The organism is Allobosea sp. 10N428 (assembly GCF_056394545.1).
In genome coordinates this window covers 1396852-1408332 of record NZ_JBFTIC010000001.1, presented here as the reverse complement: position 1 = coordinate 1408332, position 11481 = coordinate 1396852, and the positions used below count along the sequence as shown (strand labels likewise).

Sequence of the window (11481 nt, the reverse complement as noted above, 5' to 3'; positions counted from 1 at the left end):
AGATAGTTCACTGGCAGGCCGAGCAGGGCAGGGATGCCGAAATTGCCGACGCCCGCGACGAAGGCGATGAGCCCGGCGGCGATGATCTGCGGCCGCAGCACCGGGACGACGATCCGCGCCGTGATGGTGGCGTTCGAGGCACCCTCCATCTGCGCTGCCTCGATCAGGGATTGCGGGATGCTGCGCAACCCCGTCCAGAGCGTGATCGCGACCAGCGGCGCATGGTGCAGGGCCATCACCAGGATGATGCCACCACGGCCAAGCAACGGATTCGGCGTGCCGGGCGCAGGCGCGAGGCCGATCAGCGACAGGATCGGCGAATTCGGCGCGAACAGGCTGAGGAATGCGAGCGCGGCCACTTGCGGCGCGATCATCATCGAGAAGACGAAGAAGAAGGCGAGGGGGCGCTTGCCGCGCACATCGGTCACGCCGAGCGCCAGCGCGACGATGCCCCCGACCAAAAGAGCGCCGAGAGCGGAGAGGCAGGCGGTTTCCAGCGTATGCCAGGTCGCTGCGACGGCGGAACGGCTCGCCATCTCGGCGAAGGCGGCGTCCGGCGAGAATTGCCAGCCGGGAGCGAAGGCCGCCACGACGAGCCGGAAAAAGGGCAGCCCGCCGAGCAGCAGCGCGACCGCGACGACGAGTGCCGGCAGGCCGAGGCCGTCCGGCAGCTGCAGCAGAGGCGGGGCCGCAAGCGCGGGCTCCCGCTTCGTGTTTCGGTCGATGGCCAGCGTCATGGCGCCGGCGCCTTTAGCATGGAAGCGACCTTACTCGAAGATCGAGCTGAAGCGCTTGCGCGCCGCGGCTTCGTCGGCGAGCGCCTTGGCGGCGTCGAAGGACATCAGCTTGATCGCGCTGCGGGCGGGATAGCCGGCCGGGAGGGCGACATCGGGATGGGCCGCGACATAGCCCTGCTTCAGCGCGAGCTCCTGGCCGTCCTTCGACAGCAGGAAGTCGATGAAGGCCTTGGCGGCTTCCGGATTCTTCGTGCTCTTCAGGATCGCGACCGGCTCGCTGACGGCGGAGACGCCCTCGCTCGGGAACACGAACTCGACCGGCGCGCCCTTGGCCTTCTCGCGGATCGGCATGAAGTCGACGATCATGCCGTAGAGCTTCTCGCCGGTGGCGACCTGGCGCAGGATATCGCCATTGGCGCCGGCGGCCAGCGTGCCGTTCTCCTTCAGCTTCTCATAGAAGCTCCAGCCGTCCTTCAGGTTGCTCGTCAGCGTGATCGTGTGGATCAGCGCGGCGCCGGAGTTCAGCGGGCTCGGCATCGCCAGCTGGTTCTTGGCTTCCGGCTTGGCGAGATCCGCCCAGCTCGTCGGCTTCATCGCCGCCTTGGTGTTGTAGACGATGCCGGTGGTGATCAGCTTCGTCGCGAACCACATCTTCTTGGGATCATGGACGCCGGCCGGATAGGCGGAGACATCTGCCTTGTCGTGGGCGAGCAGCCGGTCGTCCTTCTTGAGGCCTTCCATCGTCACCGAATCGGCGATGAGGAGGACGTCGGCCTGCGGGGCGCCGGCCTCGAACTCGGCCTTGAGCTTCGCCATGATGCGCGGCGTTCCGTCGCGGACGAAGGTGACGTCGACCTTCGGGTATTTCGCCTTGAAGGCGTCGATCGTCTGCTGGGCGTCGGTGTTCGGCTGGCTGGTGTAGAGCACGAGCTTGCCTTCGGCCGCGAGCGCGCCGGATGCGGCGGCAAGGCCGGCCGCAATGATGAAGGCGTTCAAGGCCTTGCGCTGCATGGAACTCTCCGTCTCTGAATCGCGATTGCGAGATGGCGTTGCGCGTAGACTGTACAGATGACGGTTCGGTGAAAGCGGACCGCAAGTGGGCGCGCGGACCCGCCTGGATCGGAATTAAAAATACTATTTGGAGACCGGCGGGCCGGCTTGTTTCCTCCGGGGTTTTTCGACTAGGGTCGCCGCAAGGCGATTAAAACGTCGGATTAAAACGGTTTAAACGGGAGGTTATCTGATGAAATTGGCTCGTCATCTCGCCCTGGGAACGGCTGTGGCCGCGGTTCTCGCAGGCTGGTCCGGCACGGCTTCGGGGCAGGAAGTCCTGACCGCCTGGTTCACCAAGGGCTTCTACAAGGGCGAGGACGACGCGCTGCTGGCGGTCGTCGACAAGTTCCAGAAAGCCACGGGCGTCAAGGTCGAGCTCTCGCTCTATGCGACCGAGGACTGCGTCACCAAGTCGGTTGGCGCCGTCGATGCCGGCACGCCACCGGATGTCGGCTTCTGCACCACCTATGATTTCCGCACGACCGGCAAATGGGCCTATGACGGCAAGCTCGAGGACGTCTCGGACGTGCTCGAGCCGCTGAAGGCCGAGATCCAGCCGATGGCGCTCTCGACCACCTTCCTGATGAACGGCAAGGTCGGCAAGAAGTCATACTATGCCTTCCCGGTCGAGCAGCAGATGATGCACATCACCTACTGGAAGGACATGCTAGAGGAGGCCGGCTTCAAGGAGGCCGACATCCCGAAGACCTGGAACGGCTACTGGGATTTCTGGTGCGACAAGGTGCAGGGTTCGCTGCGCGCCAAGGGCAAGCGCATCTACGGCATTGGCCATCCGATGGGCATCGCCGCCTCCGACACCTTCTACTCCTTCCTGACCTTCGCCAACGCCTATAACGCCAAGGTCGTCGACGAGAACGGCAAGATCGTGCTCGACCAGCCCGAGAACAAGAAGGCGATGGTCGAGGCGGTGAAGTCCTACGCCAACATCTTCCAGCGTGGCTGCACGCCGCCGTCCTCGGTCAACTGGCTCGACCCGGACAACAACGTCGCCTTCCACAACCGCACCACCGTCGCCACGCACAACGCCACGATCTCGATCGCCGGCAAGCACATGGACGACATGAACAACCCCTCGCTCACAGCCGAGCAGCGGGCGCAGGCCAAAAAGAACTACGAGGACAACATCCGCACGGCCGAGTTCCCGCTCAAGGCCGACGGCAGCAAGATGACCAACCTCGCCGCGGTCAAGACGGCGGTCATCTTCGCCGATGCCAAGAACAAGAAGCGCGCCAAGGAATTCATGGCCTTCTTCATGAAGGACGAGAACCTGCGGCCCTTCGTCGAGGGCTCTGCCGGCCGCTGGGTCCCGACGACGCTGAAGGGCATCGAGGCGCCATTCTGGTCTGACGGCAAGGACCCGCACCGCGCGGTCGTCTACAAGCAGTACAAGGACGGCACCGTGCCGTTCCAGTTCGTCTACAACTACAACTTCACGACCGTGAACGCCGAGAACGTCTGGGCCAAGGCCGTGAATCGCGTGGTTCAGGACAAGATCCCGGCTGAGCAGGCCGTGGACGAGATGATTGCCCGCATCAAGCAGATCGCCGGCTGACACCCGCGTTCGCTTCGCTTGCCTCCTCGATCCGCCGCGGCAAGGATTGCCGCGGCGGATCTTTCACCGGGTGACAATTCCAGGGAGAGTCCATGAGCACTGCCACCATGACAGCGCCGATTTCGGCACCGCGCGAGGATAAATCGGGCTTCACGCGCGACCGCGCGATCTGGGGTGTGATCATGCTGGCGCCCTATGTGCTCGTCTTCGCTGTGATGGTGGTCTACCCGGTTGGCTATGGGCTCTGGCTCGGCCTCAACTGGAACTCCTACAAGGCGCTCTTCGCCGATCCGATCTTCCTGCGCACGGTCGTCAACACGGTCATCTTCCTGTTCGTGGCGGTGAACCTGAAGTTCCTGATCGCGCTCGGGCTGTCCGGCTTCTTCGTGCAGCAGCGGGCCTGGATTCGCTTCGTGCTGGTGTTGTTCATCCTGCCCTGGGCGGTGCCCTCGATCCCGACCATCCTGTCCTTCCGGGTGATGCTGAACTCGGAGAACGGCATGGTGAACCAGCAGCTCTTCCAATGGTTCGGCGTCATGGAGGGGCCGGGCTGGCTGACCGACCCGACGCTCGCCTTCGCCATGTCGATCGTCGTCCACATCTGGAAGTCGCTGCCGTTCTGGACGCTGATCCTGATCACCGGCCGGCTCGCCATCGCGCAGGACCTCTACGAAGCCGCCAGCGTCGACGGCGCCAATCGCTGGCAGCAATTCCGCTTCATCACCTGGCCCTCGCTGGCGACGCTCTACATCACCTCGACCATGCTCTCGATGATCTGGACGCTGGGCGACTTCAACAGCGTCTACCTGCTCAACAGCGGCGGCCCCGGTGATCTCAACCACGTCCTCTCGACGCTCGGCATCCGCTATATGCGCAACAACAATCTCGATCTCGGCATCGCCTCGATCATCGTCGCCATGCCGCTGATCCTGCCGATGGTCTTCGTGATGGTGAAGCGCCTGTCGAAGGGAGCAGACGCATGAGGAAGTTCCTCGACGAAGGCAAGCTGATCCTGATCGCGATTCCCGTGCTGATCTGGACGCTGCTGCCGATCTACCACCTCTTCGTTCTGTCGATCTCGAACCAGGAATCGATGCTGGCCGGAAAGCTCTGGCCGGACAATCCGACGCTGCAGAACTTCCAGATCGTCTTCAATCAGCAGCACTACTACCTGCATAATTTCTGGCGGCAGCTGTTCAACAGCTTCTTCATCGCGATCGCGACGGGGACGATCACGCTGTTCGTCGCGACGCTGGCCGCTTTCGCCATCGCCCGGCTTAAAGTGAAGGGCGGGCGCACGATGATGAATCTCGCGCTCGCGACCTATCTCATCCCAGCCGCCTTCCTCGCCATACCCATGTACAAGGCGATGGGCTCATACGGGCTGCTCAACACGCAGGCCTCGCTGATCCTTGCCATGGTGGCGCTTGCCTCGCCCTATGCGATCTGGGTTCTGAAGCAGGCCTCCGACAAGTTGCCCAAGGAACTCGACGAGGCCGCGGTGATGGACGGCGCCACCTCGCTCCAGATCTTCCGGCTGGTCTATCTGCCGCTGATGAAGCCCTCGATGGTGGTGATCGGCATCTACGCGCTGCTGCTGGCCTGGAACGAGTATCTCTACGCCTTCCTGCTGCTTTCCTCGGAGAAGGCGGTGCCTCTGGCGGTGGGCCTCGGTCTCTTCCTCTCGGCTGACGATGCGCCCTGGAACCTGCTGATGGCGGCGGGCCTGCTCTACGCCATCCCGCCGGCGGTGATCTATTACGGCTTCCGCAAGAACATGGTTGCCGGCCTGACATCGGGCGCGGTGAAGAGCTGAGGGCCCGGTTGCCGCCGCCCGTCATTCCCGGGCGCGGCGAAGCGGAGACCCGAGAATCTCCTGAAAGAGATGCTCGGGTCGAGCCCGAGCATGATGGGAGCCGGCCATGCATGGCCGACTTGCTTCGCCCCTCTCGCAATCATGCCGAACAGGCGTCACATTGCAGGCGTTAGCCTGACGAAGACGATTTCCAGGAAAAGACGATGACCGCTTCCAAGCTCGACCAGCTCCGCGAAATGACCACCGTCGTCGCCGACACCGGCGACATCGAGGCCGTGCGCCGCTTGAAGCCGGTCGACTGCACCACGAATCCGACACTGATCCTCAAGGCCGTCGAGACCCCGGCCTATGCCCATCTCGTCGACGAGGCGATCGGCTGGGGCAAGAAGCAGGGCAGTGGCGAGAAGGCGATCCATGCCGTCTGCGATCGCCTCGCCGTGACCTTCGGCACCGAACTGTCCAAGATCGTGCCCGGTCGCGTCTCGACCGAGGTCGATGCCGATCTCTCCTTCGACACGCAGGCGAGCATCGAGAAAGCCCGTGCCATCATCGCCGCCTACAAGGAGCGCGGCGTCGACAAGGACCGCGTCCTGATCAAGGTCGCCTCGACCTGGGAGGGTCTGCAGGCGGCCAAGGTGCTGCAGGGCGAGGGGATCGACTGCAATCTGACCCTGCTCTTCGCGCTGCCGCAGGCGGTTGCGGCGGCCGATGCGAAGGCCTTCCTGATCTCGCCCTTCGTTGGGCGCATCCTCGACTGGCACGTCAAGGCCGGCAGCGGTCCCTACACGGCCGAGACCGATCCCGGCGTCGTCTCGGTCCGGTCGATCTATGCCTATTACAAGACCTACGGCATCGACACGGTGGTGATGGGGGCCTCGTTCCGCAACACCGGCGAGATCGAGGCGCTGGCCGGCTGCGACCGGCTGACGATCGGCCCGGGCCTGCTCGATGAACTTGCCGGCGCGACCGGCAAGTTGCCGCGTAAGCTGAAGCCGGACGCGCCCGGCAAGGCCCCGGAAAAGCTCGTGCTCGACGAGAAGGCCTTCCGCTTCGCGATGAATGAGGACGCGATGGCGACCGAAAAGCTCGCCGAGGGCATCCGCGGCTTCGTCAAGGACCTGCGCGGCCTGCGCAAGCTCGTCGCCGAAAAGCTGGGCTAAAGCCGTCATGGCGGAGCGGCGGAGCGGCGGATCGCCGCCGCGCCCGCGAACCGGCTGGAACAGGACGGCCTGACACCGTCATCTGCGACACCGCGTCTCCGTGGATCGCGGCCATGGTGGCCAAAAGCCCGCCGAAGCGGCTCGGGGCCGTCTCGGAGCGGGCCGGGGCCGGCCGCCCGGCTTGCGAGCGAGCGCTGCAGCTTCGCGACCGGTGCGGTGTTCGGTCTTTCGGGCGGGCGCGCCACCTACTGACGCCGGGCTTGCGTCAGATCATTGACGCAACCGCTGCGTGGGTTTCTCATACGCGCCGTCGAACGAGGTAGCCCGGCTGTCGCGGCTGCCCGGAATGGAGTCGGTCGCCATGAGCACACCGTCTGGAGTCTCCAACCCTCCCTCTCTCGGTACGCATCTCATTCCGCTCCGGCGTAGCTGGGGCTGGTTGATGGCGGAGGGGATCATCCTCATCATCCTCGGCGTTCTCGGCCTCGGCGCCGTGGCGCTGCTCAGCCTCGCCAGTGCCATCTGGTTCGGCGCCATGATCTTTGTCGGCGGCATCGTCGTGCTGATCGACGCCTTCCGCCATCAAGCCTGGAAAAGCCGCCTCTGGCACATCCTGATCGGCGTGCTCTACGTTGCGGTCGGTGTGATGACCTTCGTCAATCCGCTGGTCGCCACGGCGTCGCTGACCCTTCTGGCCGGTGCGGCCCTGGTCGCGACGGGCGTGCTCCGTCTGATCATGGCCTTCCAGAACCGGGAACTGCCCTATTGGGGCTGGGTCGCCTTCTCGGGCGCGCTCTCGCTGCTGCTCGGCGGCATGATCCTGGCGCAATGGCCCGGCTCTAGCCTCTGGGTGCTCGGCACCTTCCTGGCGATCGAGCTGATCTTCCAGGGCTGGGCGGCGATCGCACTGGCGCGCGCCATTCGCTCGACCTTCGACGGTGTCCGCTCGAAGGCCTGATGCAGCAAGGTCAGGGCAGGGCGGGTTCGCGTTGCGCCGCCGGCTGAGCCAGCGAGATGTCGGCGGGGCTGGGCGGCGCGTCGCGGAAATCGCGGAAGAAGCTGCGGCCGCCGGCCGCGGCTGCCTGAAGTTGGCCCTTCCAGCTCTTCTCGCCGGGCTTGCCGCCTAGCGCGGTAAAGTCCCCGTCGATCATGTGATCGCTGTCGCGGCCCTGATAGACCAGCACGCCGCGCGCCGTGACGACCACATCGCCGCGGCGCAATGTCGGGTCCTTCAGATACCAATCGGGGTCGCGCTGGGGGTCGAGCTTGACCACAGGCGGCTTGGGCTTGGAGGCGACCTCGGCCGAAGCGCGTTTCCGGTGAGGCTTCACGGTGACGCTCAGCGGATCATAGGGCTCGTATTCGATCACCGGGCGGGGTCTCGGCCGCCCGAACAGGGCGTTGGCCAGATCGTCGAGCAGGCCGGCGGCGCCCGCCGGCATAGTGGCGGCGATAGTCGCCACGGCTGCGACACACACGACTTTACGCAACCGTCTTGCCATCTCGCCGGCCTCCCTGCCGGAACAACAACTGACGACTCTCCGCAAAGTTTCAACGACACGACACGGGCGCGCTTAACGACTGGTCAAGCGCCCGCGCCCGCGCGAAGGCGCCGTCAACCTTGATAGATCGATCTTGAATCACCTTTCCGTGTTCCGGCTCACGCGGCCATGGCATTTCCTTCAAGTTGGCGGATGGTCACTTCTTCTCCGGCAGCTTCCGGGTGCCATGATGATCAGGATTCGTGCCTTCGCTTTCGCCGCCCTGCTGGCCGCATCGCAGGCTCAGGCCCAATCCACTTGGACCTTCGATCGCGGTGCGACCGAAGTTGGCTTCATCGGGCACCGTTTCGGGGCCGTGGTCACGAATGGGCGCTTCGAGCGCTATGACGGCAACTTCGCCATCGATTTCGACCATCCCGAGCGAAGCCGCGTCCGGGTGACGCTGGAGACCGCGTCGATCAAGGCGGGCTCGCCATTGGTCGACGGCTTCATCGCCGGGGAGAGCATGCTCGATGTGGCTCACTATCCCGTGGCGAGCTTCGTTTCCGAACACGTTTCGCGCACAGGCGAGAACAGCCTCGACATCCGCGGCAGGTTGACGATCAAGGGCGTGACGCAGCCTTTCGACGTGAGGGCCACCGTGGATGGTGATATCGAGCGGGCGAGGCGCGGCGAAATGCTGCCTTTCCAGGCCAGCGGCAGTTTCCTGCGGCCGGTCTACGGTATCGGCCGCGACGTGAACGTCGTCGACGATCGCATGGAGATCGTCATCAGAGGGCGCCTGAAGCGATGAGCGAGCCGGCCCGCTGGCATCCGGCCAGTGTCGTGCTGCACTGGCTGACGCTGCTGCTCGTGCTGTTCCAGTTCTGGATATCCGGCCCGATGCGGGACGAGAGCCGCGACCTCATCGCCCGCTTCGAACTCTATCAGCGGCACAAATCCGTCGGGCTGACGATCGCGCTCTTCGTGGTGCTGCGTCTCGCGCTGCGTCTGGCTGTTCCGCAGCCCGAGTCGTTCGAGAAAAACCGGTGGTTGCGCGCCGCGGCCGGCACTGTCCACGCCGGGCTCTATCTTTGCCTGCTGGCACTCCCGGTCACCGGGCTGCTCATGGCGGCAGCCGCTCCGATCCAGATCCCGACACTCTATTTCGGGCTGTTTCCGGTGCCGCACCCGATCGGTCCGAACCCCGCCATTTACAAGCAGATGCTTTGGCTTCACGATCAGCTCGGCAACATCCTGATCGCTCTCGGTACTGCACATGTGGCGGCTGTCGCCGTCCATATGCTGGTCTGGCGCGATGGCCTGCTTGGCCGGATGTGGTTTGGCCGCGTTGATGGCCGAAATGTCTAGCGGGCCGTCGCCTGGTTGTTTTCGCCGGCTTCGGTCGTCGCGGCTCCCGCCCTGACCGGGTCGATATGGAACATGTTGCGGCCGCCGGCGGCTGCGGTCTGCAACGTCTGCTTCCAGCCCTTGGGGTCGCTGCCGCCCAGGGCAACGAAATCGCCGGGATGCGTCGCATCGCTGTCGCGGCCTTGATAAACCAGCACTCCGCTCGCGGTGACGACAATATCGCCCCGCCGCAGCGTCGGGTCCTTCAGGTGCCAGTTCCGGTCGGTCTGCGGGTCGAGCTTGACGACGGGCGGCTTCGGCTTTGACGCTGGCTCGGGCGCACGCGGACGCGGCCTGGCCCGCGGCGCTTCGTCGAATTCATAGATCGGCGAGGCCCGCAGGCGCGGCGGGCCGAAGATCGCCCGCGCCAGATTGTCGAAGAAGCCTGCGGCCTCCGCACCAGGCGCCGCCGCGACGGCGAGCAAAGCCGCCATCCCGAATCGGATCGCAAATCCGTGCTTCATCGCCGAGCCCTCCGCATCGTCGTTTCCTCAACGACGGTTGGTCGCGAAAGGTTCGGCTCCGGTTCAGGCGCAGTGGCGAATTTCTCGCTTGGGCGCGATCAGCGCTTGCCCTGCGCGGCGAAGGCCTCGGCCCGGATCGTCGAGAGCGACTTCGCCGGGGTGATCGCTTCCGGGTCGAGCAGGCAGTGGATGATCGCGGGCTTGCCGCTCTTTACCGCCCGTTCGAAGGCCGGCGCGAACTCCGCTGTCGTTTCGACGCGCTCGCCATGGCCCCCGAAGGCCCTGGCATAATCAGCGAAATCGGGATTCTTCAGCGTCGTTGCCGAGATGCGGCCCGGATAGTGCTTCTCCTGATGCATGCGGATCGTGCCGTACATGCCGTTGTCGACCACGACGACGATCACGGGCAGGTCGTATTGCACGGCCGTCGCGAAATCCTGGCCGTTCATCAGGAAGCAGCCATCGCCGGCGAAGGCGATGACGGTCCGCTCCGGGAAGATCCGCTTGGCGCCGATCGCCGCCGGCACACCGTAACCCATCGAGCCCGAGGTCGGCGCAAGCTGCGTCGCGAACTTGTTGAAGCGGTGGAAGCGGTGCACCCAGGTGGCGTAGTTGCCGGCGCCGTTGCACATGATCGCGTCGTCGGGCAACTGGCTCCTCAGCCAGCGCACCATCTCGCCGGGGTGGAATTCTCCCGGCACCGGCGCCGGCTGCTCGCTCCAGGCGATATAGGCCTCATGCGCGGCCGCGCTCGCGCCAGCCCAGGCCGGAGCCTTCGGCGGTTCGATCGTCGCCAGCGCGGCACAGAAACCAGCGGGCGAGGCGTTGATCGCCAGTGTCGGGCGATAGACCCGGCCGAGCTCTTCCGGGTCGGGATGAACATGCACCAGCGGCCGGCCCGGATTGGGAATGCCGAACAGGCTGTAGGACTGGCTCGGCATCTCCGAAAGGCGGCCGCCGACGAGCAGGACGAGGTCGCTTTCCTGGATACGGGCGAGCAGCTTCGGGTTCGGGCCGATGCCGAGATCGCCGGCGAAGTTCGGATGATCAGCCGGGAACAGCATCTGCCGCCGGAAGGATACCGCAACCGGCAGGTCGAAACGCTCGGCGAAATCCTGGAAATCGGCGATCGTCTCTGGGCTCCAGCGCGAGCCTCCGAGGATCGCGATCGGCGACTTGGCCGCGGCGAAGCGCTTGGCGAGATCGTCCATCTGCACCGGCGAAGGGTGCTGCTCGGTTATGCTGTAGGGCTCGGCGTCGGCGACATCCGCGAGATCGGTCAGAACGTCCTCGGGCAGCGCGATCACCACGGGACCGGGGCGGCCCGAGGTCGCGACATGGAAGGCGCGGCTGATGATCTCCGGGATGCGCGCGGCATCGTCGATCTCGGTCGCCCATTTCGTCATGGTGCCGAAGACGGCGCGGTAGTCGAGCTCTTGGAAGGCCTCGCGCTCGCGCATGCCGCGCTCGATCTGGCCGACGAAGAGGATGAGCGGGGTCGAGTCCTGATCGGCAATATGGATGCCGGGCGAGGCGTTGGTGGCGCCGGGGCCGCGCGTCACGAAGCAGATTCCGGGCTTGCCGGTGAGCTTGCCGGCGGCCTCGGCCATCATGCAGGCGCCGCCTTCGGCGCGGCAGATCGTGACCTTCATCGAGGCATCGTGCAGCGCGTCGAGCACGGCGAGATAGCTCTCGCCCGGCACGCAGAAGGCGTCGGTGGCGCCATGGATCAGAAGCTGGTCGACGAGGATCTGCCCGCCGGTACGATTAGCCATGTTCGCTGCCCT

The 11481-nt window shown here is 65.1% G+C and carries 12 protein-coding genes; 7 read left to right on the top strand and 5 right to left on the bottom strand.

The window, feature by feature from the left end; genetic code table 11:
• The coding region (locus AC1DDA_RS06495) for an ABC transporter permease (protein WP_476795101.1) at positions 1 to 737 on the bottom strand (737 nt) is incomplete at its 3' end.
• 30 nt (positions 738 to 767) lie between these two features.
• Positions 768 to 1748, bottom strand: a complete 981-nt coding sequence (locus AC1DDA_RS06490; protein WP_476795100.1) for an ABC transporter substrate-binding protein — start codon at positions 1746 to 1748, stop codon at positions 768 to 770.
• Between the two features lie 232 nt (positions 1749 to 1980).
• Here AC1DDA_RS06490 and AC1DDA_RS06485 point away from each other — a divergent pair, with 232 nt between their 5' ends.
• The 5 genes from AC1DDA_RS06485 to AC1DDA_RS06465 all read left to right on the top strand — a co-directional run bounded on the left by AC1DDA_RS06485 (position 1981) and on the right by AC1DDA_RS06465 (position 7297).
• A complete protein-coding gene (locus AC1DDA_RS06485; protein ID WP_476795099.1) occupies positions 1981 to 3363 on the top strand; it encodes an ABC transporter substrate-binding protein in 1383 nt (460 codons plus the stop codon).
• Positions 3364 to 3545: 182 nt separating this feature from the next.
• Complete coding sequence (locus tag AC1DDA_RS06480; protein ID WP_476795135.1) at positions 3546 to 4346, top strand: carbohydrate ABC transporter permease; 801 nt, start codon at positions 3546 to 3548, stop codon at positions 4344 to 4346.
• Positions 4343 to 5179, top strand: coding sequence for a carbohydrate ABC transporter permease (locus AC1DDA_RS06475; protein WP_476795098.1), 837 nt, complete (start codon positions 4343 to 4345; stop codon positions 5177 to 5179). Before AC1DDA_RS06480 ends, AC1DDA_RS06475 begins: the two co-directional genes overlap by 4 nt.
• 203 nt (positions 5180 to 5382) lie before the next feature.
• Positions 5383 to 6339, top strand: coding sequence for a transaldolase (gene tal, locus AC1DDA_RS06470; protein ID WP_476795097.1), 957 nt, complete (start codon positions 5383 to 5385; stop codon positions 6337 to 6339).
• A 361-nt stretch (positions 6340 to 6700) separates the two neighbouring features.
• On the top strand, positions 6701 to 7297 hold the full coding sequence (locus AC1DDA_RS06465; RefSeq protein ID WP_476795096.1) for an HdeD family acid-resistance protein: 597 nt from the start codon (positions 6701 to 6703) through the stop codon (positions 7295 to 7297).
• A 10-nt stretch (positions 7298 to 7307) separates the two neighbouring features.
• Here the strand turns inward: AC1DDA_RS06465 and AC1DDA_RS06460 are convergent, their stop codons facing one another.
• Entirely contained in the window at positions 7308 to 7802 is a 495-nt protein-coding gene (locus tag AC1DDA_RS06460) for a hypothetical protein (protein WP_441510731.1), read from the bottom strand.
• A 268-nt stretch (positions 7803 to 8070) separates the two neighbouring features.
• Between AC1DDA_RS06460 and AC1DDA_RS06455 the strand changes: the two genes are divergently transcribed.
• Positions 8071 to 8634 (top strand): YceI family protein, encoded by a 564-nt coding sequence (locus tag AC1DDA_RS06455; RefSeq protein ID WP_476795095.1) that lies wholly within the window; start codon positions 8071 to 8073, stop codon positions 8632 to 8634.
• Positions 8631 to 9191, top strand: a complete 561-nt coding sequence (locus tag AC1DDA_RS06450) for a cytochrome b (RefSeq protein WP_476795094.1) — start codon at positions 8631 to 8633, stop codon at positions 9189 to 9191. Before AC1DDA_RS06455 ends, AC1DDA_RS06450 begins: the two co-directional genes overlap by 4 nt.
• Here AC1DDA_RS06450 and AC1DDA_RS06445 read toward each other — a convergent pair.
• Both AC1DDA_RS06445 and AC1DDA_RS06440 read right to left on the bottom strand, forming a co-directional pair.
• Complete coding sequence (locus AC1DDA_RS06445) at positions 9188 to 9694, bottom strand: hypothetical protein (RefSeq protein WP_476795093.1); 507 nt, start codon at positions 9692 to 9694, stop codon at positions 9188 to 9190. The genes AC1DDA_RS06450 and AC1DDA_RS06445 overlap by 4 nt on opposite strands.
• Before the next feature lie 98 nt (positions 9695 to 9792).
• Positions 9793 to 11469, bottom strand: coding sequence for a thiamine pyrophosphate-binding protein (locus AC1DDA_RS06440; RefSeq protein WP_476795092.1), 1677 nt, complete (start codon positions 11467 to 11469; stop codon positions 9793 to 9795).
• Between the last annotated feature and the right edge of the window lie 12 nt (positions 11470 to 11481).